Source organism: Candidatus Woesearchaeota archaeon (assembly GCA_016928155.1).
In the GTDB taxonomy this organism is placed as follows: Archaea; Nanobdellota; Nanobdellia; order Woesearchaeales; family JAFGLG01; genus JAFGLG01.
On the sequence record JAFGLG010000006.1, the window covers coordinates 1 to 20,047 of the forward strand.

Sequence of the window (20,047 nt, forward strand, 5' to 3'; positions counted from 1 at the left end):
GCTTCCTCATACTGGTACTCCAGCCCTGTCATGTTGCCGAAATATGTTGATAGGTTGAGTGTCTTGTTCTCCCCTGGTGCGATATGGAGGTCAGGTATGAAAGCTGTTAGTGCGAGCTCTGTGATGTTTGTCTTATTCTCTGCGAAGTATGTGTATGTGACCGATTCCAGGTTGAGCTGGACATCCTCGATTTCTATTCTCAGGTCGAATTCAGGTTTCTTGAGCACTATCGCGCATGTCTCGTCGCATGTGTCTTGGAAAAGGAAAAGCGGCATTGTCATGTTCTGTGTCTGGTTTGTCTCATTGAGGGTGGCATTGACAGAGAGGTTGCCGGGCAGGGTGAGATTGCCGGAGAGATTGAGAGTCAGGTTCTCTGTCAGATTCAGTGTTAGGTTGTCAGAGAGATTGAGCGTCAGATTGTCAGTGAGATTGAATGAGAGATTGTCTGTGAGGTTCATGGTGAGATTGCCAGAGAGATTAAGAGTCAGGTTTTGTGTGAAGTTCATGGTTAGATTGTCAGACAGGTTTAGCAGGAGGTTTGAGATGTTCAGCGACAGGTTGTCTGTGAGGTTGTCTGGACCATTGGTCATGTTGGGTGTCATGTTGTATGATGGATTGCCATTTTCAGGCGGATTTTCAGTCTGCTGGGTGGTATTTTCCTGATCTCCTGTCTCCACAGGTATGCTGAATGCCAGGCCTGTTATGTGGAATATGCCTCCTTTTTCCATGGGTTTCTCGACTATCAGATGTCTCTTCTCTCCGTCTTCCATATACACCTTGAAATATCCCTCTCCGGCTGCGGTCCCTGAGAGCCTGACTGAGGTTATCGTCGCATTTGGCGGCAGCGTGGTGAGCCCTATGGTGTATGTTCCTGACTGGTTTGTCGAGATGTTCAGCAGTTCTGTGTTCTTCTTCACAGTGCCTATTGAGAGTCCTGTTATGTGGGGGCTCTGCATGTAGATGTAGATGCTGGCTGACACGAGGACAAGCAGCAGGGATGCTATGGCCAGTATCATCTGGTTTTTCCTGTTCTCTATCCATCTATCCTTTTTATTATGCATTGTGTTTCTTCTTGCCCTTGTTGTAGCTTGTCCAGATTGTCCTTGGATCCCTGCCGATCGAATTCCCTATCTGTGTGAATGAGAGTTCCAGCTCATCATGCATGAATATTGTCAGCACCTCAAGCGCCCCTGCCTCTCTGTGCTGGAATATCGCGATAGGTATCACTTTTTTGTCAGCTGGAGGGAATGGTGCAGGATGTTTTTTCTGTGACTTGTCATATGTCGCCCAGATTGTGCGGTCATTCCTGTACAGCATCTTCGCTATCTCAGAATTTTTCATGCAGAGGTTCTCTTTCATGTATTTTACAATGCTTTCAAGCACGCCGAGTTCGCTGCTGAATATCTGGATGGGAAGCATAGGCTTCTCTTTCTCTGTCATCATCTGTGCAAGAATTCTCAGCATCTCTTTCTCTGAGATGCCTCTTTTGGTGATGTAATTTTTCAGCGCATGCCTTATCAGGCCAAGGTCCTGGTCCAGAATTAGATTGGCAGAGCTATTTGTACCCCCTTCTGCCCGTTCTTCGCCTCTTTTCCTCTCCAAAAATACTACCCTGTTTCTGTCGAAGTTAATGGATTGCTATTTACTCATTAAATAAGAATTTATTTATAAATGTTTTGAATTATATACTTATTAAATAAGAAATAATACTCACCAAATATGAAAAAAACCAACATAAATCTTATTTAAACAGAAAAAATTAGATTAAATACCTATTAAATATGAAAAATATACTTATTGAATAAGAAAGCATTTTGTCTGTGGATTAACAGATCATTAATTGATTATTGTGCCTGAGTATTTTTTCATGAGAAGATAGTTCTTGACATTGGCCAGGTCCCTTCCGTCCATCAGCACAACTGATATGCTTTTTCTCTTGGCCAGTTTTGAGGCGACCGGATCAAAAGGTGCATGCATGCCTGGCTTCCACTTACGACCGATGATGTCAAGATACCCATCCCAGCTTATCGATTTGATGGCTTTCGCACCCTTATGCTTTGAAGGGTCCTTGTCATACAGGTATTTTATGTTGGAAAGGTTCAATACTTGTTTTGCTCCATATTCTGCTGCAAGGTGCACTGCATCATAGTCTGTGCTCCATCCCGGCTTCCACCCTCCTGCGACAATGATCCTCTTGCGTGTCTTCACCTTGAATGGCTCTGTCAATATCTTAGGATATGCCTTGTCCTTAAACACAGACTTGATATAGAATGCATTGAGGTATGTCGCATAGATTCCCATCCGGTCTAGCTCAGGAGGGTCCTGGTTGAAAGGCGAGAGCGCATCACGATAGTCCCTGCAGACCCTGCCCCCGCCGCACACTATGATGACTCTCTCTTTTTTTGCTGCCCAGAGCACAAGCTCCTTGAATCTTTTGACGAAACAGGTATCAATCTTTCCTGGATTGATTACTGACCCGCCTAATGATATCACGAGTGTCATGCTCCAGCCCCGATAAGTGTCACTCCCATGATTATTGATGTCACGCCCAGGTATTTGTACACGTTCATCTTCTCTTTCAGGTGGATTATCGAAAGCAGGATGACCCAGATGTAGCTGAGTGATACAAAAGGGTACATCACAGAGACCGGCCCGTACCTGAGTGCGATGATGCATGGTATCGTCGATATTCCGTAAAGCACGACCCCGAAAATGAGCCAGTGATTCTTGATGAGCTTCAATGGGTTCAGGCTTATCTTGCCAGAAGCAAATTTCAGGAATAGCGCTCCGTAAGCCCCGATAAGTGTCCCGACGACAACCAGCCCGATTCCGAAGAGAAGACTCATTTCCTGCCTCCGGCTGACCCATAGCCTATTGAGCTGACTCCTGCCAGTATCAGCGCCACACCGCCCCATTTGAGCATGGTCATCATCTCGCTCAGGAGCCACATCGACAAAAATGAGACCCACACATAGCTCATGCCCACAACCGGATAGAGGACAGATAATTCCCCGTGTTTGAGCGCGATTATCAGCATTGCAGCGGCCGCACAGTACAATAATATCCCGACGATGAGATGATGGTTCAGGATCAGAGAGATGAGATTGGGCTCAAGTTTGGAAGAGGCAAGTTTCCATGATATCTGGGCAAATCCTATGAGAACTGTGCTTAGCATCACTAATCCTATTGCCCACGGCTTTGTGGCCTTTTTGCTCTTCATTCCCCCACCAGGTCGCTTTCATGGGAGTATGATATAAAAATCTATTGTTTTGGGCGTTTTAAGCCTTCAGAATTATCTCGATTATCCTGGCAAATGCCGGCCTTGTTATCAGCACTCCGATTGTCACGCCGACTATTGTCGTGAGCGCGAGGCCTTTCACAAGTCCTGCTCCTGCGAACCAGAGGGGGAGCATGGCAACGACTGTTGTGGTGTATGCGACTATGATGATGAAGAACGCTTTCTTGATCCTCTGTCTCCAGTCAAGTATCTCCTCGTTCTTCTTCCTGTCTGCAAGGGTCTCGTCTGTGATGACTATCTGGTCATCCACTCCTGTTCCTACTGCGACGATTATTCCTGCGATTGCTGCGATGTCCAGGTTCCAGCCGATCAGCGCTGCAAAACCCAGGAGCACGATCACTTCGCTCACCATTGTGACTACGACTGGCACTATTATCTGCCACACCCTGTATCTTATGTAGATGACCAGTGCAACTGCAAGTATTGATACCAGGCCGATGAGGAGCGCGCTCTTTGTGAATTCCTCCCCGAGCACTGGTGAGATTGAGTCTGATTTGATGATATGCAGCTTGACAGGAAGGCTTCCTGTTATCAGGATTGTCTGCAGTCTCTTCATGTTCTTTGCTGAGTCCTGCACTGCCTCTTCATACATGACTCCTGTCCCTGACCCGGATATCGCGATGTCTGTTATTGCCCTGCCTTTCAGGTCTGCTGCTATATTGAGCTGGTCTACGAGCACGTCATCCAGGTACAGGTCAAGCTTCTGTGAGAGGTATTCTTCCCCGTTTTCTGAGAGAACCACATCCAGGCCGCTTGTGATGTCTGCCTGTCTCTGTGCCGCCTCTGGGCTGAGTGATATTGAGAATGTGAATTGGCAGTAATATCTTCCGTCTGAGGATTGCCCGCACCCCCTTTGTGGGTCTATGGCGAATGCGCACTGCGCTGATCTGCAAACATAGGATATGTCATCTCCGCCGAAGAAGACTGTCTCATTGCCTATCCTTGCTTCGAACTTGCCTTGCTTGGCTATGAGTTCCTGCACTTCCTCCTCATTTGCGCCGGCTATCTCGACAAGTATGTATTTTGCGCCTGAGAACGGATTATACACCGGCTTCACGATTATATCGGTCAGGCCGAAAACATTGAGCCTCTCTTTCATATTGTCCACGACGACAGAGAATGTCTCATCATCCACTTCCTGCTCCGGCTCCAGGAGGACTCTTGTGCCGCCCTGGAGGTCAAGCCCTTTCCTTAGGTTTGTCTTGGGTGCATCATAGACGCTGAGCCCCAGGTCGACTTCCTTGTCCCACAGGTACTCCTTCTCTGTCTTCGGCACCTGGATGTATGTCGTCACATTGAATGTCTCATTGGTCTCATTGTCGGATACCTGCTCCACAGTTTCGACTGTTTCATTCTCATCAAGTATTATTAGGTTATATGGGACATCAAGCTCCAGCCTGTAGACCTGCTTGTTTGTCTTCAGTGTGATTGTTGTGTTCCATTCCAGGCCTCTCTGTATGTCATAGAAATCCTTGGCATCTTCGACAGGGAGGTTGTTGAGAGCCAATACCCTCTCTTTTGCCATCGGTGTTGATGTTGGTGAAGGGTTCGCTATTCCTGCAAGCTCTGCTGAGGAGTTCTTGCCCACAGCCCTTATTGTCGCCCCTTCATTCCAGAAATTCGGGTATATCGCGACAGCTGAGAGCAGGAGCACTGCGAGTAGTATGATCACTCTCAGGTCCTTGAATATCTTTTTGATCCGCTTCATTATGTCTTGCCCTTGTTTTCCAGATGCCATCTTAGTATGGGCGCGTTCTGGAACCATGTGAATATGAGGTCAAAGAACAGTCCTAATGCGAGTATGAACATTATCTCCTTGAGTGCCGCCGATGTTGTGAAGAAGTATGCTATGAGGACTGCCGCAAAGCTTGTTAGGGTCATTGTGAGGCCGGTCTTCATCGCCTTGATTATCCTGTCATAAACTGTTCCTTCTTTTCCTCTCAGCACCCTTGTGGTCAGTAGGATGTCAGTGTCTACTGAGTATCCTATGAGCATCAGGAATCCTGCGATTCCTGCTGTATTGAGCTTCATGCCCAATAGGATGACGACTGCCAATGGGGCTATCATGTCTGAGAATGCCGCCAGTATCACAAATAGGCTCGGCACGATTGATCTGAAGTAGATGAATATGGTTATGCCCATGAAGACAAAAGCTATCAGGATTGCGATCAGCGCTTCCTTGAAGAAGCTCTCTCCGAGGTTGGAGCCCATCACCTCGACGCGGTATTCATATTTGTCCAGGCTTCCGAATCTCTGCTCGAGCAGTCCGATGAGGTTATCAGGGTTCTCGTCGCTTGATTCGGCGATTATCCCTTTGTACTCTCCTGCCTGCGTCAGCTCTCTCACATTGAATTCTGCATCTGAGCTTCTCATCAGGAAGTTCTGGAGGTCATTGATGTCTACCTGCTCTGTGATCGGGAGCGTCAGTGATACGCCTCCTTTGAGTGATATCCCTTTTGGTATGAAATCCCCTGTCTGCATGTAACTGTTCCCTATCACTCCGAGTGAGAGCAGTATCAATAGTATTGTGAAGATTACGAATTTCTTGTAGTGTATGTCATAAACATGGAGGAAGAAGTTCTTGTCTCTCCTGTTGGTCTCCTCGGCAGGTTTTTCTTCTTCTGCCCTATAGACTTCTAATTGCTTTTCCTGTTTGAAACCGAGCCGTCTTTCCCTTCGAGATAATTTTGCCATGATCTCCACTATGGTTATGATTGATGATTTTTTATTTGAATGTTTGCTTGGATGTTTAGTTAAATGTTTGTTTGGATGTTTGACTGTTTGTTTGGCTATTTTATTGATTATTATTTAAAAAGCATTTATAAAATTGACTTTAGCTGAGAAAAAGCCCTTATTAATAAATTTTCCCATTAATATTCACTGCAAAAGCACGAATTTCAGGGTTTTAGCCTCTCCTTCGCTGCTTTAAGCAATCCATGAAACAATGGTGCCGGTCTTGTCGGCCTTGACTTGAATTCAGGATGGGATTGGGTCCCGACGAAATATGGGTGCGTGGGGAGCTCCATGAATTCCATGAGTCTGCGGTCAGGTGAGGCGCCTGAGAACAGCATGCCTGCATTTTCCAGCTTCTTTATGAATTCCGGATTCACTTCATATCTGTGCCTATGCCTCTCGCTCACCTGGTCCTGCCCATACAGCAGATGCACTTTTGTTCCTTGTTTCAATTTTGCCGGATAAGCTCCGAGTCTCATTGTGGCCCCGTACTGGGACTTGGCGATCAGCTCTTTCTGCTCAGGCAGTATATCGATCACAGGATATCTTGTCGATGGGTCTATCTCAGTTGTATTGGCCCCTTCCATGCCGCATACATGCCTTGCGAACTCGACCACTGCAAGCTGCATCCCGTAGCAGAGCCCGAGATAGGGTATCATGTTCTCTCTGCAGTATTGTATCGCAGATATCTTCCCCTCGACACCTGACCCGCCGAATCCTCCCGGCACTATCACGCCATGCAGATTGTCAAGATTCTTGAGTCTTGATCTGTCCTTCTCGAAATCCTTGGAATCTATCCATTCTATGTGCGGCTTGAGCCCCACTGCCCATGCTGCATGCTTGACTGATTCTATGACTGACACATATGAATCCTCAAGAGTGAAGTCTCCTATGTCGAAGTATTTCCCGATTATCCCTATCTTGGCTTCTTGTCTGCATGATTTTATCTTGTCGACAAATGCTTTCCATGATTCCAGCTTGCCTTCATCGTATGGCACATTGAACATCTTCATGAGATTCCTGCAGAAGCCTTGGCTCTGGAATATCAGGGGCACTTCGTATATTGTCCCGGCATCTGGGCTGGATATGACATTATCAGGCTCGATGTTGCAGAACATGGCAAGCTTCTTCTTTCTCACATCGTCGACAGGCTGTGTTCCTCTGCACACAAGAAAATCCGGCTGTATCCCGACTGAATTGAGCGCCCTCACAGAATGTTGTGTCGGCTTTGTCTTCATCTCGCCTATGTTGCCCGGTATCGGGAGGTATGAGACATGCACGAATGCCACTTTCTCTTTGCTCATCTTCATCTCACGCAGGGCTTCAAGGAAGAGTATGTTCTGGTAGTCGCCGATTGTCCCGCCGACCTCGATCAGCACAAAGTCCGCATTCGCGTCTTTTGCTACCTTCATTATGCGGAGCTTGACTTCCTGCGGTATGTGCGGGATCACCTCGACACATTTCCCCCCGTATTCCAGGTTTCTCTCGCGCTGGATGACTGAAAGATAGACTTGGCCTGTGGTGATATTGTTCTCTTTCATCATAGCCACATCGAGGAATCTCTCATAATTCCCCAGGTCCTGATCAGTTTCTCCCCCATCTTCTGTGACAAACACCTCGCCGTGCTCTGTGGGTCTCATCGTCCCAGCATCCACGTTTATATATGGGTCTATCTTGATTGATGTCACCTGATAGCCTTGTGCCTGGAGAAGTTTCCCGAGAGAGCTTGTCACAGTCCCTTTCCCGAGGCCCGACAGCACGCCCCCTGTGACAACGATATAATTGGTCTTTCCGACCATATACCCTTCCATTCCATCTTCTCCTAGCATCTTTTCACCTCGTTAATTTTTGCATTCTGCTGGCCGGATCCTTGTGAAGTCTTGCATGATTCTGCAATTGCTGACAGGGATTCAGATTCTGAGAAAACTATTGTGTGCATTATTTGGAAACGCAATCATCTATATATAAATATATCGGTAAATGGAGCTCTGTCCGGAAAGTCATTGGCTTAAGGTCAAAATGCCTTCTCAATAATCAAAAGAATGCGTTGCGAGGGGATGCTCCCTACGGGAACGCAGCATCTGCTGATATAATAAACTGGCATTTTGAAGCCAATGCATCGAGCTTTAGCGAGATTCCGGACAGAGCCGGTAAATGGAGCTCTGTCCGGGATGTAGGTTGGTGGCATTAGGTCAGAGTCCTGATGGGTGATTTTCTGGCTGACAGATGGGAAGCTCCCCGGATGATATGTTGTCAATGTGAGATGTTGTCAATATGATATGTTACAGATATATCAATAAGGGATTATCAATAAGTGATATGGAAAATTCAGGCAGATTGCTGGGATATTCTAGAATATTGCTTTAAGCAGCCCTGATATGAACTGGAAACCATCAAATGGTGGTATCGGCAGCATGTTGAAGATGAACAGGAACAGGTTGACTTGTTTTGTGATGCCGATCACTGGCTTGTATCTCTGTTTTATGTTGGGGTTCTTGAGCGCAAAATAGCATATCACAAAGATTATCAGGTTCATCAGAGGCCCTGCCAGCGCAATCAGGGATCCTTGCAGGTTTGTGGTGGCTGCGTGCTGGACATATCCAGGGATGAAGAACAGTATCGGTGAGTTGAACATCTTGAGAAGCAGTCCTATGAACAGCCATGTGTAGCTTGTGTAGAATGTCGCGCTTACGCCGAAAGCTATTGCCACAAATTTATGCGCCAGCTCGTGCAGCACAACTGCCGGTGCTGTGACAAGAGCTGCAAAGCCGATGTCTTTCCAGTTGAGAGTGGATGCTCTCAGAGGGATTCTGACGCCATCGAGGTCCATGAATTGGTGTGGCTTGAATATGTCCTTGAATATGAATCCGAGTATTAGCGACATTGCGATAAGATCAAATACCTCTCTTGGTGTGATCAGCATGTCCTGATTTTTCAGATATTTCTTTTATAAATGTTGTGCAATATTGTCCAAACCTTTATTAATGATGCCGGTTGGGGCCTCATCATAAGTGGGGTTGATAATATGTCAGATAAATCTGCAAAAGAGAATGATCTTGTCAGGGTTGATTATAAGGGGACTCTGGAAGATGGGAAGGTGTTTGACACTTCTGAAGGAAGGCAGCCTATTGAGTTCAAGATAGGTGAGCATAAGGTCATCAGGGGTTTTGAGGACGCTGTTATCGGCATGAAGGTCGGTGATAAGAAGGATATCAGGCTTTCTCCTGAGCAGGCTTACGGCCAGAGGGTTGATGAGCTGATGCAGGAAGTTCCTAAGGCAGCTTTTGGTGATAAGCTGGATCCTGAGAAGGGCATGACCCTTGCTTTGAAGGCTCCGACTGGCCAGGTCATCCCGGCGACTGTTGTCGATGTGAAAGATGACAAGGTGAAGCTGGACTTGAATCATCCGCTGGCAGGCAGGGCCCTGAATTTCAGCATAACCCTTGTCAGCATCGGATGATCTCCATTTTTTTTCATTATATATCGGCTCGATGCCATAAAAATATTTAAACCTTTTTTCTGTTGTCCTGTCATGACTGATATTATATGCACTTTTGACAGGGATGATGAGAAGAGCAGGCTGAATCATGTCATGAGACTCATCGAGCTTGGCTCATGGGATAATGTCTATTTGGTCTCTTATTCAGGCAGGTCTGCGAAGATAGGGGATGCGAAAGCCCTGACTTTTGATATGAAGCACCTGCCGGATCTCACTGAGGACATAAAGAATGACCTGAAGGGCAGGATAAGTGGTTTTGAAGTTGCCGTGAACATAATCTCCGGAGATGGGAAGCTTCATATCGCCCTGATGGCTGCATTGCTGAGGCTTGGCCTTGGGATGAGGTTCATGGCCCTGACTGTTGATGGCATAAGAGAGATTTAGGATTTATGTTCTAGATTTTAGGATTTATGCTCTTTATTTTGGGGTTTATGCTCTCGATTTATGTTCTCAGATGAATCCGTACCAGTCATATATGAGGTTTTCTGCAGCCTTGAGCAGCCCTTCTCCTGAGCCTGTTACCCTCATGCATCTCCCTTCGAACTCCACCCCCATCTCGCCGCCTGAATTGTCTATGAACACCACTGATTTGTCGTCGTCATCGCATGTGACTGTCGGCCTTTCTGAGCATATGCCCGGTGTCTTCTCTGTGCATGCCGCGATGGGTTTCCCGTTGAATGACTTCACTATGCTGAGGCTTAGCTCCGCTGCTGAGAGTGCAGTGTAGCCCATATCCTGCCCGTCTGGGTTGAATGTTATGTAGATCTCGTTTGTCCTGAAGAATTCTTCGCTTATCTGCCCGCTTGTCGGGATTTCTTTTACCTCTTCTGGATTGTAGTGCAGCGACAGCACGATGAGGTTGCTGTTGTAGAGGAATCTCGTGTACCAAAGCCCGTCATGGAAGACAAAAGGGAAGCTGTTGTATAACATGGCCCCTGTTATCTCGTTCCCTGCCTCGATTTCCTGGAATTTCTGCTCTAGCGTTAGCTCATTCTTGCTCTCCCTGTGCTCCATGTATCTCGTGAGGCCGATTGTTCCTGAGAATATGATCACTACGAGGATGATGAATGCAATGATATACATGGCGCTCTTGGAGACCCTGATTTTGTTGGGAGGGGTGCCATTATCTCCCTCGGTTTTTTCAGGGATCCTATTATTGTTCTGGTCCGGGTTCATTGTAATATGCCGAGCATCTGGTATAAGATCCTGTCCCTCACTGCGATCATGTCCATGTTTCCGAAGCCTTCCATGATTGCGCAGTATCCGTCCAGGTTCAGGCCTGTTGTATTGCTTGTCCTTATGTATATGACTGGCTTCTCCGGTGTTGCGTCCTCGCATGTCATCAGGGGGAGTGTGTATGCAGGATTTGTGTTGTTTGCCATGCCCTGCTCGAGATGCTTCCCGAGTTGGCTGAATGAGATGCCCAGATCATATCTGAGAAGGTCTATTGTCTGTATGTTCTTGTCTTTTGGATTGAATGTCAGCCCTATTGCATTGCTGTCCTGCAGCAGATGGTATGCATCCGGGTTCAGGTTTAGGTTTTGGACCTCCTCTGGCAGGTAATAGAAGTAATAGCTCACCCCATTCACTTCTGTTTCCCACATCCTGTTCGATAGGAGCTTGAACTTGTGTCCGTTGTAGTTTGATGTCTGGGTCCCTCCGCCCATATATAGGAATCCTGCTATGCTGGATATCATTATTGCTGCTATGAAGATGGTCATTAATGTCTGTTTTGACATCCTCTTCTTCTTTTCTTCCCTGCTTTTCAGCTTCTTGTAGCCTTTGTTGGGATTCTTCATCATAAGGTCTGGACTTTGTGCGCCTTTTTATTTTTTATCATTGATTATGTCATGGTTTGGTATCCGAAGCTGATTTGGCGGATATTTTGGGGGTTTATCCGTATCTTGCGGATCATTTCATCTTTAGCTCTTGCAGCAATGCGCAGGTGCTGCATATCATGCTCTTTGATGGCTGGCCGCAGCTGCATGTGTTCGGCTCCCCTGCGCCAGTGAATCTGCTCTTCAGCTTCTCTTGCCTGGCCAGATAGTATTTTATGATGTTCTCTTTTGAGCCTGGCATCTTGTTTTCCTGCTCATTTATCATGTCCCTTATCCTTGCCCTGAAGCTGAGCTTTGCATAGGGGCATTCGTTGAATCTTATCCTGAACCCATTGAGCAGGGCGTATGTCATTATCTCCTTTTCTTTGCAGAAGTACAGCGGCTTCACTCTTGGTGTGAACCCTTTGAATTTCCTGAGTCCTGTCTTTGGGCCGAGCCTTGCGTTTATCTCGGGTTGGTTGCGGATTAGGTTCATCATGACCGCCTGCGCCTCGTCATCCATGTTGTGCCCTGTTGCTGTCTTGTCATATCCCTGTGAATATTTGTTGAGGAGGTATCTCCGCAGCACTCCGCATATTGTGCATGGACCCCTTTTTGTCATCTTCACGAGCTGGTCCAGGCTTTTGCCGAATATCCTTTTCACAGAATATATCCTTATCTTTATGCTCTCCTTCTCGGCAAAATGCTTGAGGTCCTCTATTGTATGCTCCCTGTAGCCTCGGATCCCTTCATCTATGCATATGCCCTCGGCGTCATACCCTAATTTTTTGAGTATATGCAGTGTTGTGAGTGAGTCTTTCCCCCCTGAGACTGCCACGCATATTCTGTCCTGCTTCTCCAGGAGATTGTAGTCCTTTATTGTTTTTATTACCTTTTTCTCGATATGGCTGACGAAATGTTCTTTGCAGTACTGTGGGTCATCCGATACTGCTTTTGCACTGCATTTTCTGCATTTCATCTATCCGCCTGATATGACTGATATTATCTTTATCTCGTCGGTTTCTTTCAGTTTCTCGTCTGCTGTGACCAGCTCGTTGTTCTTTATTATGAGCGCTGTCTCGGGGTTTATGCCGAGCTTCTTCAGCAGTCTGCCTGCATCCGTCGCTTTCATGCTGAGTTCCTTGTCGTCTTTCTCTATATAGACCTTCATCTTGCTAGCCCATCATCTTGCTCCCTCTATCTCATGGTATGCCCTGAATATCTCGTCTTCTGACCATCCGAGGAGCGGCCTTAGTGTGAAGACTTCATCCTGCACTTTGGGGACTCGGGTGTCGCCTCTGACGAGCGCTTCGTGGCCTGTCTCTTCCATCAGTCCTTTTATGTCCTCTGTGCAGTGCCTGCCTATTTTCGAGCCGTAGTCGAATTTCTCCAGGTGACTTATGAATTTTGCATTCTCATGCTTTCCGTCCATTGTCACGACTTCTATCTCTGCCCCCCTTTTCATCATCAGCCATGCTGCAACGCATGATTGCATGTCTTCCATGAGCACGAGGCATTCTCCTTCTGAGCCCAGGGGGAGCCCGCCGTATCCTCTTGTGGTGTTGTCGAAGATGAACGCATTCTCTTTCGTGATCTCTATCCCTATCTCGGTGTCATGCCGTTTAAGGTCGACCTTCGCGCCTGTCGCCTCGACTATCTGCTGCCCTATCACTCTCTCCAGCTCTATGCTGTCCGGCTTGAATCCCTTGTCGAGCCTTTTTGCTGTGACCCTGAAGCTCTTGCCTTTTATCTTTCCGTAGAATCTCTCTGTCTCTCTGCTGATATCAGAGATGTCTGCTCTGCAGGCTACTGCCTTGCTGAAGCTTGATATGCCGAATACTCTTTTCAGCCCTGATATGTCTGGCATCTCGACTCCCTCATGCATGCTTAGGAGTATCCTCCCCCTTGTTCTCCTGATCCAGCAGTCGATTTCATTTCTTGAGGCAAAATCTCTTATGTTCTGGACCAGTCTGCTTTCGAACCATCCTCTGTTCTGGCCTTTTATGCCAATTTCACCATATCTGATAATAACCTGATCCTCAATCCTTTTGATCATCTCCGTGATTTCTGATTTTGCCTTTCCAGACCCTATAAACCTGGAATTCGAGCTTCTTATTAAATCCGACCAATGCCGCAACTGACCGAAACCTTTTTAAATAACCACCATTACTCAGTAGCAAACAAAGGTGTCCTAATATGAGTTCATACCTCAAAATCCCATACATGACATACATGATTTTGTTTATATTTATTATGGCTTTCAGCGCTGTTCCAGCTTTTGCTGCAGATTTCGATGCCTTCACCTCATTCTCTGGCGCAAGGACATGCTCTTGCAGTGTGTTTGAGTATAAGGTCTATGTCACGAACAATGAGATTGCAGGAGCATCATTCAATATTGGTGTTGATTCCGGGATCTCCGGATGGATGAGCTTTGCTCCGAAGCTTTTCTATCTTGCGCCTGGTGAGACCGGTGAGGTCACAGTTTTTGTGAACATTCCCTGCGGGGAAAAAGGGACCAGCAGGATTGACACGATCATCTATTCAGGAGATACTGAGAAGACGATAAGGAATGAGCTTGAGTACAGGAGCTGTCCGAATGTGAATATAATCGCTAAGAACTATGCCCAGGATATCGTGTCATGCAGTCCGGCTGAGTTTGAGTTTGAGATACTGAACACAGGTTCCTTTGTAGAGACATATTATCTGGGTGTGGATGATTATGAAGACCATGCGACCCTGTCAAAGAATCCTGTGATCCTCTTGCCTGGAGAGAAAGAGGAAGTTTTTCTTTTCTTCGATAGCCTGTGTGCTGAGAAAGATGTGAAGATTGAGTTTTTTGCCGATGCCTCGAGGAATATGATAAGAGGCAGTGTCCCTCTCTATGTGGATATGATCGGGATTGTCCCTTTTGAGGTTGATTTTCCTGATGAGATAAAAACATGCCTGAATGCGAAATCCGGCTACACGCTTGGATTGAAGAATGGTGCCGGCAAGACTGAGACATTCTCTGTCTCCTCTGATGCGGGCTTTGTCTCATTCTCAGAATCGGATTTTGAGCTTGGGCCGGATGCCTCAAAGAGCATCACAGTATATGTGGAAGCGACTTCGCCGATCCAGGACAGCTTTGACATAGACATCAGTTCAGGTTCATCAGGCAAGACTGTCATAAAGGCCTTTGTTGATGTGGAGGAATGTGATTTCCTCATGGTGGATATGCCTTCAGAGCTTACTTCTCTGCAGTGCGAGTCCAAGAGTCAGAATATTGTCATTAAGAATCTGGGTGAATCATCTGATATGGCTTTGGTCCTTTCAGGCCCTGAATGGGTTTCCTTGAATTCTCCTCAGTCCCTCAAGCTTGCCTATGGTCAGGAGATATCCTTGTCATTGTACCTGGACATACCCTGTGATGCCCATGGGCAGTATGACCTGTCACTTGAGGCCAAGCATATTGCAAGCGGTAAATCAGTATCGAAATCGCTCAGTGTCAGTGTTTTCAACAAGTCTGAGTCATACCAAATCTCTTTCGGGCAGGAGAAGATCCTGCTGAAGGAAGGCATGGGCTCAGCATCATTGCCTGTCCGGAACACAGGCTTCAAGAACGCAACCTATGTCTTCTCAATAGACAGCCCTGACTGGATTATCTTGGCGACAGACAAGCTTGATCTGTCCCCTGAAGAGCAGGGCATCGTTTACATCAATGTCTCATTGGATAATGTATCCAGAGAGGATTATAATCTTACTTTGACAGCCCACGAGGTGAGAGGGGGCTCATATTATTCCCAGGCATATGACATCGGGTTCAGCTCTGGTTCTGATATCCTGCTCTACATGCTGATCGGAGGGGCTATCCTGCTGATTATTTTGATTATCCTCGTGGCGGTCCTTGTCTCCAGAAAAGGGGGCAAAGGGAAGAAGGACGAGAAGAAAAGCAAGAAAGAGGAAAAGAAAAGCAAGAAAGAGGAGAAGAAGGAAGAGAAGATTGTAAAGGTCAGAGAGACACCTGCAAAAGCCCGGCTTATGGGGCCGGAAGATCGTGATTGGCTTATGCCTTTCAGGTTCATCTCGGTATTTGCTCTGGTGTCTGTTATCCTGATTGTCCTTCTCATGGTATTCTCTTACGCTTATTATATCCTTTATTTCCCATTCATTATTGCCTCCATTGCGCTGCTAATCATTGCATGGCTCATCATTTTCTTCAGGTTCAGGCCTAAGAAGGCAAAGAAACCTCTGGCTGAGAAGCCGGCTGCAGAGAGGGAGAAGAAGGCCGCGAAGAGTGGGAAGAAGACACTGAAGGAAAAGAAGACTCAGAAAGGTCCTTTTTTCCCGCCTGGATTTTTCGGGATGAAATTCTGGGCTGTTGCAGGGATCATCATATTGATTGCGCTGCTGGTCCTGGCTTCTGTTTTCTTCTATGTTTATCTGGTTGTTTATCTTCCGTTCATCATATTGGGGGTAGTGCTGCTCATCATCGCAGCAATGGTGCTTATGTTTGCCGGGCCTGCCGGATCCAAACAGCTGAGAAAGGGAGTGCAGAAGAAGTCATCTAAGAAATCTAAGGCCGGTAAGAAGACAGGGAAAGATGGAGTCAATCCTTGGCTCGTCATTGCTTTGGTTGCGTTGGTGCTGGCAATAATCGGAGGCATTGGATATGGTATCTGGAAAGCAGGGAGCGACACGATAAAGGATATGGGATTGGATGGATCTGATGGGTCTGATGATTCTGTTATTGATGGCTCAAACCTGACTCAGAAGAAGACTGTTTCTGTAGTCGGGAACCAGACAGCTGATAATGTCAACCAGACAGATGGTGAACCTGGGCGGGAACAGTCCCTGGATGGGGATGGAACAGATGGGCAGGCAGGTGGAGAAGAAGGTTCTCCAAAGGACGACGCATCGGATACGCAGGACACAGATGACATACGTGACACAGAGGACACGCAGGACAAAGGATATATGCAGGATATGCAGGATACAGCACCCGCAGAGAAGTCTGACAGGGAGAGGATTCTGGAGCTCATAGGTTTTCTGGAGCAGGAGAACAAGACAGGTCTTTTCACATATCAGATAATTGGCGAGAACTCCTCGAAGAGCATTGATCTGAGCCAGCATTTCACAGATCCTGATGACGACCTGCTGAGCTTCTCAGCTTCTGAAGTCGAGGATATTGATATTGTTATTGATGGCAGCACTGCGGATATCATCCCGGATGAGGGTATGGTTGGGGTGCGCTTTGTCACATTCACTGCAACTGACACTTCAGGAAACAGCGTCTCGAGCCCGAAAGTGACTCTCATAGTGAAGCCTTATACCGATGATGGAGAAGAGGTTGGTGGGGATTTGGACAGCAAAGGCAGCAGATTTGTCAGTTTCTTGAAGTCCTACATGTACTATTTCATCGCAGGTATTGTTATATTGATATTTGTTATTATTGTGATGAGTCTTCTTGATAAACCGAAGAGAAGGAAGAGAAGACGATCTCATTAGTATTCTGGTTCTCAGATGATGGTGTGTATCAATCCTATTAGGAATATGCTCATCAATATGTATTCGAGGAATCTGCTGTTTATTGCTGTGAACTCCGGCTTCCTGTCGCCGCGCGCTCTTGCTTTGCGGAGGATCATTATCATGAAAAGCAGGATGAGGCCTGATCCGATGCCGCCGACATAGTTCAGTGCTGATATGAATCCTGTCACGCCCAGCAGGACAATTGCGATAGGTATGATCATTGTTGTCAGGAATGACGCATCTCCTCCGAGGTTTACGTCAAAGAAATAGCTTTCCTTCAGGGCATAGCCTACTGCGATGAATGATGTGCTCAGTGTGAGTATGGCCAGCAGGTTCGCGATGATGTTCATCCCTGCACCGAGCTTTGCACCTATCCCTACTGTCGCAACCTCTGATACAGACATGCCGAGCAGACCCACCATTGCATAGCTGAATAAGAGGTAGAGCGCTCCGGATCCTATGACACCTATCAGGATTGCTGTCTTGAAGTCATGCAGGTCGCTGAGCTCTTCTTTCATCATAGGTATTGCTGAAAGGCCCATGAAGGCGAACAGGACCACACCATACGGGAAGAACCATGATGAGAGGCTGTATGCTGAGAGGTTGGCTGTATCCGCATGGGGTATGGAAAATATCACAATTGATATTATTATCGCAATCAGGGCCAGGATGAGGATGTTCTCTGACTTCTTGAATACATCTATGTCATAATATAATATGAGGGAGAATGCGAAGAAGCAGGCTAACGACCATAATATCTGTGCCCCGCCGAAGATGGAGTTGAAGGCCTGCCCCAGGGCTATCAGGTATGCCACCAGGCTTCCGTAGAACGCTAGCATTGTTATGATTAGATAGAATATCTTGCCTTTTTTGCCCAGATACCTGCCTGCAAGGCCGACCAGCTGATGCTGTTCTTTGGTCCTAAGGACTATCTCAGCCACAAAGAATGACATTATGACATACACTGTTGTGAAAAGGATGATATAGGCTGTGCCTATCAGGAATCCTGATTTGGCAAAGACATATGGCAGTCCTAGGATGCCTGCTCCGATGGTTGTCGCCATCAGTGTCGCTGCCGCTGTCCACACCTCTTTTTTCATTTTATATGCCTCTAAAATTGCCTCTCAGGTCAGGATTATATATTTTTTGTCAAAATCTTTATATATAAACAATTTATCATTGTCTTTGCTAGGGGGGTATAGTGTAACCTGGCTATCATAGTAGGCTCCAGTAACTGGAGCACTGAGCTTCGGCGATGATGTACTGATGGTGTGTGCTTCGGCATGAAGACACCTGCGGATCTGGGTTCAAATCCCAGTACCCCCATTAATAGATTTGAGGTGACTGATTAAAGTGTGGGCTTGAGCAAATCTCTGATTTGCGAAACCCTCGATGGTGCCAGCCGGCGGAAATCATAGATTTTCGTGCGCCAAAAATCAAAGATTTTGGGGCGTGACATGTCAGCTGCCCAGTGCCTCCATATCTTATTTATACTATAATAGGTGATGAAAATGAAAAGGATTTTTTTTGTGCTGTGTTTGATATTATTGGTATTTGCTGTTGGCTGCTCTCAGCCAAAAGTGGATGACAATGACATTGGGGATGTGGAGGATGACTCTGATATCATTATGGATGATCCTGCTGCAGACAAGGATGATGACCCGGTGATTGACAAGGACGACGAACCGGAATCCTGCGATTCTGACCTGCCACCCCAGCAGTTGAAGATGATAAGGATAACAGATTTGAGGAGAGAGAGCGATGGCTTCTCATTCAAGCTGCTGCTCAGGAACGAGGCAGACTCTGAGAATGTTCTTGTCGAGGGCAATGCTGCGGTTGTTGTCTATACGACCAGGATAAGGAATGGCAAGTTTGTAGGTGACGATGAGATCTACAGAAAAGGTGTGAGATTCAAGCAGGATATGGTCGCTCCGGACTGCACTTACCCGAGGATTAAGGTGGAATTCGATGATTATGATCAGGACCTTCTTGAGGATGTCCTCGATGAGGATCTCGGCATCTTGCATATCGATCTTTCATTCATCGGGGGTCTTGCTCTGGAGACGGATTATTATCCTGAAGGTACAGCTGACAGACTAATGCCTTAGAAACCTATTCTGTCTTTTATTTTTGTTTTTGTTCTTCTGATTGTCCCTCTTGGCAGTTCGATGACATATCTTGCGTGCCTTTTAGGGATGTAGAATGTGAATGGCATGAAATCTTCCTTCATCTCAATGACTTTCCTGCCCGCATCCAGCCACAATACATCAATATGATAGAATACGAAAAGCATGTCCAGGCTGATTTTTGTGTCTTTCTCGAATGGGAAGACGAGGCCTTTGTCCCTGAGCTTTGGATAGAAGCGCAGCCCCATGAATTTTTGCAGGTCATTCCTGCAGAACCTCTTCTCGCGCACAAGTGTTTTTCCATTTGTGGTATTCTTTATCATGATCTTTGGTTTTGGGGGTTTTATATATAAAAGACACCATAATAATACTTACAATGTAAGTATAATCTTATCGCATAAAATTTATAAATAGCTCATATCTCCAGCAGTAAAAGCTTTATTGAGGCATTTAAGGCTGTAAAATGGCAGAAGAACAGAATTTACTCATACCGATTGATGAATATCTTAAGACAGGCATACATATAGGTACCAAGTTCAAGACAAAGCACATGGCCAATTTCATCTATAAGACAAGGCCTGATGGATTGTATGTCCTTAATCTGCAGAAGATTGATGAGAGGCTTGGCATCCTTATCGAGCTGATCTCCCATTATGCTCCTGAGGATATCCTTATTGTCTCAAGGAGAGAGAATGGCTGGAAGCCTGTGAAGATGTTCGGCAAGTTTACTGGCGCAACTGTTTTCGCAGGGAGATATCCGCCTGGCATGCTCACAAATCCTCGGTTGGACATCTATAGGGAAGCTAAATTCATTCTTGCGACTGATGCCTGGCCTGACAGGAATGCTATCAAGGATGCATTTGCCGCTGGCATCCCCATCGCTGCTCTCTGTGACACGAATAATCAGGCGAATCATATTGATTACATCATGCCCTGCAACAACAAGGGAAAGAAATCACTGGCTCTTGTCTTCTGGGTCCTTGCAAGGGGCTACATGCTCAAGCGTGGCATGATAAAATCAGATAAGGACTTCGATGTAAAGATCGAAGATTTTACTGAGGAATAAATC

Annotated in this window: 21 protein-coding genes and 1 tRNA gene; 6 read left to right on the forward strand and 16 right to left on the reverse strand. The window is 46.4% G+C overall.

Annotation, left to right across the window (positions count from 1 at the left end):
- From JW968_02790 to JW968_02830, 9 genes are all read right to left on the reverse strand, one after another.
- On the reverse strand, nt 1-1,061 hold a 1,061-nt coding region (locus JW968_02790), incomplete at its 3' end, for a hypothetical protein (GenBank protein ID MBN1385885.1).
- Nucleotides 1,054-1,602: a hypothetical protein gene (locus JW968_02795; GenBank protein ID MBN1385886.1), complete on the reverse strand. Its 549-nt coding sequence runs from the start codon at nt 1,600-1,602 to the stop codon at nt 1,054-1,056. The genes JW968_02795 and JW968_02790, both read right to left, overlap by 8 nt.
- 234 nt (nt 1,603-1,836) lie before the next feature.
- The gene (locus JW968_02800) at nt 1,837-2,502 is read right to left on the reverse strand and encodes a UMP kinase (GenBank protein ID MBN1385887.1); all 666 of its coding nucleotides are present in this window, start codon (nt 2,500-2,502) and stop codon (nt 1,837-1,839) included.
- A complete protein-coding gene (locus JW968_02805; GenBank protein ID MBN1385888.1) occupies nt 2,499-2,846 on the reverse strand; it encodes an EamA family transporter in 348 nt (115 codons plus the stop codon). Before JW968_02805 ends, JW968_02800 begins: the two co-directional genes overlap by 4 nt.
- Nucleotides 2,843-3,220, reverse strand: coding sequence for a hypothetical protein (locus JW968_02810; GenBank protein ID MBN1385889.1), 378 nt, complete (start codon nt 3,218-3,220; stop codon nt 2,843-2,845). Before JW968_02810 ends, JW968_02805 begins: the two co-directional genes overlap by 4 nt.
- Nucleotides 3,221-3,278: 58 nt before the next feature.
- Nucleotides 3,279-5,006 (reverse strand): hypothetical protein, encoded by a 1,728-nt coding sequence (locus tag JW968_02815; protein ID MBN1385890.1) that lies wholly within the window; start codon nt 5,004-5,006, stop codon nt 3,279-3,281.
- The gene (locus JW968_02820; GenBank protein MBN1385891.1) at nt 5,006-5,992 is read right to left on the reverse strand and encodes a protein translocase subunit SecF; all 987 of its coding nucleotides are present in this window, start codon (nt 5,990-5,992) and stop codon (nt 5,006-5,008) included. The genes JW968_02815 and JW968_02820 overlap by 1 nt, the downstream gene beginning before the upstream one ends.
- Before the next feature lie 203 nt (nt 5,993-6,195).
- Complete coding sequence (locus JW968_02825; protein ID MBN1385892.1) at nt 6,196-7,830, reverse strand: CTP synthase; 1,635 nt, start codon at nt 7,828-7,830, stop codon at nt 6,196-6,198.
- Nucleotides 7,831-8,381: 551 nt separating this feature from the next.
- Nucleotides 8,382-8,954 (reverse strand): M50 family metallopeptidase, encoded by a 573-nt coding sequence (locus JW968_02830; protein MBN1385893.1) that lies wholly within the window; start codon nt 8,952-8,954, stop codon nt 8,382-8,384.
- 102 nt (nt 8,955-9,056) lie between these two features.
- Between JW968_02830 and JW968_02835 the strand changes: the two genes are divergently transcribed.
- Nucleotides 9,057-9,491, forward strand: coding sequence for a peptidylprolyl isomerase (locus tag JW968_02835; protein ID MBN1385894.1), 435 nt, complete (start codon nt 9,057-9,059; stop codon nt 9,489-9,491).
- Between the two features lie 72 nt (nt 9,492-9,563).
- The gene (locus tag JW968_02840; GenBank protein MBN1385895.1) at nt 9,564-9,914 is read left to right on the forward strand and encodes a hypothetical protein; all 351 of its coding nucleotides are present in this window, start codon (nt 9,564-9,566) and stop codon (nt 9,912-9,914) included.
- A 66-nt stretch (nt 9,915-9,980) separates the two neighbouring features.
- Here JW968_02840 and JW968_02845 read toward each other — a convergent pair whose 3' ends face one another.
- The 5 genes from JW968_02845 to JW968_02865 all read right to left on the reverse strand — a co-directional run bounded on the left by JW968_02845 (nt 9,981) and on the right by JW968_02865 (nt 13,403).
- Nucleotides 9,981-10,706 carry a hypothetical protein gene (locus JW968_02845; protein MBN1385896.1) on the reverse strand — a complete coding sequence of 242 codons (726 nt, stop codon included), beginning with the start codon at nt 10,704-10,706 and terminating at the stop codon, nt 9,981-9,983.
- Nucleotides 10,703-11,329 carry a hypothetical protein gene (locus JW968_02850; GenBank protein MBN1385897.1) on the reverse strand — a complete coding sequence of 209 codons (627 nt, stop codon included), beginning with the start codon at nt 11,327-11,329 and terminating at the stop codon, nt 10,703-10,705. Before JW968_02850 ends, JW968_02845 begins: the two co-directional genes overlap by 4 nt.
- A 112-nt stretch (nt 11,330-11,441) precedes the next feature.
- On the reverse strand, nt 11,442-12,326 hold the full coding sequence (locus JW968_02855; GenBank protein ID MBN1385898.1) for a TIGR00269 family protein: 885 nt from the start codon (nt 12,324-12,326) through the stop codon (nt 11,442-11,444).
- Nucleotides 12,327-12,518: a MoaD/ThiS family protein gene (locus JW968_02860; protein ID MBN1385899.1), complete on the reverse strand. Its 192-nt coding sequence runs from the start codon at nt 12,516-12,518 to the stop codon at nt 12,327-12,329.
- Nucleotides 12,519-12,530: 12 nt separating this feature from the next.
- Nucleotides 12,531-13,403: a hypothetical protein gene (locus JW968_02865; GenBank protein MBN1385900.1), complete on the reverse strand. Its 873-nt coding sequence runs from the start codon at nt 13,401-13,403 to the stop codon at nt 12,531-12,533.
- A gap of 197 nt (nt 13,404-13,600) precedes the next feature.
- Between JW968_02865 and JW968_02870 the strand changes: the two genes are divergently transcribed.
- On the forward strand, nt 13,601-16,831 hold the full coding sequence (locus tag JW968_02870; GenBank protein ID MBN1385901.1) for a hypothetical protein: 3,231 nt from the start codon (nt 13,601-13,603) through the stop codon (nt 16,829-16,831).
- 11 nt (nt 16,832-16,842) lie between these two features.
- On the opposite strand, the gene JW968_02875 is transcribed toward JW968_02870, so the two are convergent.
- Entirely contained in the window at nt 16,843-17,952 is a 1,110-nt protein-coding gene (locus JW968_02875) for a hypothetical protein (protein ID MBN1385902.1), read from the reverse strand.
- Nucleotides 17,953-18,044: 92 nt separating this feature from the next.
- Between JW968_02875 and JW968_02880 the strand changes: the two genes are divergently transcribed.
- Both JW968_02880 and JW968_02885 read left to right on the forward strand, forming a co-directional pair.
- Nucleotides 18,045-18,178: transfer RNA gene (locus JW968_02880), tRNA-Trp, on the forward strand.
- Between the two features lie 185 nt (nt 18,179-18,363).
- Nucleotides 18,364-18,960: a hypothetical protein gene (locus JW968_02885; GenBank protein MBN1385903.1), complete on the forward strand. Its 597-nt coding sequence runs from the start codon at nt 18,364-18,366 to the stop codon at nt 18,958-18,960.
- On the opposite strand, the gene JW968_02890 is transcribed toward JW968_02885, so the two are convergent.
- Nucleotides 18,957-19,301 (reverse strand): DUF192 domain-containing protein, encoded by a 345-nt coding sequence (locus tag JW968_02890; protein ID MBN1385904.1) that lies wholly within the window; start codon nt 19,299-19,301, stop codon nt 18,957-18,959. The genes JW968_02885 and JW968_02890 overlap by 4 nt on opposite strands.
- Before the next feature lie 140 nt (nt 19,302-19,441).
- On the opposite strand from JW968_02890, the gene JW968_02895 reads away from it, so the two are divergent.
- Nucleotides 19,442-20,044 (forward strand): 30S ribosomal protein S2, encoded by a 603-nt coding sequence (locus JW968_02895; protein ID MBN1385905.1) that lies wholly within the window; start codon nt 19,442-19,444, stop codon nt 20,042-20,044.
- The last annotated feature ends 3 nt before the right edge of the window (nt 20,045-20,047 follow it).

What these genes read in the sequence shown, in the direction of transcription:
- JW968_02800 (MBN1385887.1), bottom strand. Translation starts at nt 2,502, where the DNA reads ATGACACTCGTGATATCATTAGGCGGGTCAGTAATCAATCCAGGAAAG.
- JW968_02805 (MBN1385888.1), bottom strand. Translation starts at nt 2,846, where the DNA reads ATGAGTCTTCTCTTCGGAATCGGGCTGGTTGTCGTCGGGACACTTATC.
- JW968_02810 (MBN1385889.1), bottom strand. Translation starts at nt 3,220, where the DNA reads ATGAAGAGCAAAAAGGCCACAAAGCCGTGGGCAATAGGATTAGTGATG.
- JW968_02815 (MBN1385890.1), bottom strand. Translation starts at nt 5,006, where the DNA reads ATGAAGCGGATCAAAAAGATATTCAAGGACCTGAGAGTGATCATACTA.
- JW968_02820 (MBN1385891.1), bottom strand. Translation starts at nt 5,992, where the DNA reads ATGGCAAAATTATCTCGAAGGGAAAGACGGCTCGGTTTCAAACAGGAA.
- JW968_02825 (MBN1385892.1), bottom strand. Translation starts at nt 7,830, where the DNA reads ATGGTCGGAAAGACCAATTATATCGTTGTCACAGGGGGCGTGCTGTCG.
- JW968_02830 (MBN1385893.1), bottom strand. Translation starts at nt 8,954, where the DNA reads ATGCTGATCACACCAAGAGAGGTATTTGATCTTATCGCAATGTCGCTA.
- JW968_02835 (MBN1385894.1), top strand. Translation starts at nt 9,057, where the DNA reads ATGTCAGATAAATCTGCAAAAGAGAATGATCTTGTCAGGGTTGATTAT.
- JW968_02840 (MBN1385895.1), top strand. Translation starts at nt 9,564, where the DNA reads ATGACTGATATTATATGCACTTTTGACAGGGATGATGAGAAGAGCAGG.
- JW968_02845 (MBN1385896.1), bottom strand. Translation starts at nt 10,706, where the DNA reads ATGAACCCGGACCAGAACAATAATAGGATCCCTGAAAAAACCGAGGGA.
- JW968_02850 (MBN1385897.1), bottom strand. Translation starts at nt 11,329, where the DNA reads ATGAAGAATCCCAACAAAGGCTACAAGAAGCTGAAAAGCAGGGAAGAA.
- JW968_02855 (MBN1385898.1), bottom strand. Translation starts at nt 12,326, where the DNA reads ATGAAATGCAGAAAATGCAGTGCAAAAGCAGTATCGGATGACCCACAG.
- JW968_02860 (MBN1385899.1), bottom strand. Translation starts at nt 12,518, where the DNA reads ATGAAGGTCTATATAGAGAAAGACGACAAGGAACTCAGCATGAAAGCG.
- JW968_02865 (MBN1385900.1), bottom strand. Translation starts at nt 13,403, where the DNA reads ATGATCAAAAGGATTGAGGATCAGGTTATTATCAGATATGGTGAAATT.
- JW968_02870 (MBN1385901.1), top strand. Translation starts at nt 13,601, where the DNA reads ATGGCTTTCAGCGCTGTTCCAGCTTTTGCTGCAGATTTCGATGCCTTC.
- JW968_02875 (MBN1385902.1), bottom strand. Translation starts at nt 17,952, where the DNA reads ATGAAAAAAGAGGTGTGGACAGCGGCAGCGACACTGATGGCGACAACC.
- JW968_02885 (MBN1385903.1), top strand. Translation starts at nt 18,364, where the DNA reads ATGAAAAGGATTTTTTTTGTGCTGTGTTTGATATTATTGGTATTTGCT.
- JW968_02890 (MBN1385904.1), bottom strand. Translation starts at nt 19,301, where the DNA reads ATGATAAAGAATACCACAAATGGAAAAACACTTGTGCGCGAGAAGAGG.
- JW968_02895 (MBN1385905.1), top strand. Translation starts at nt 19,442, where the DNA reads ATGGCAGAAGAACAGAATTTACTCATACCGATTGATGAATATCTTAAG.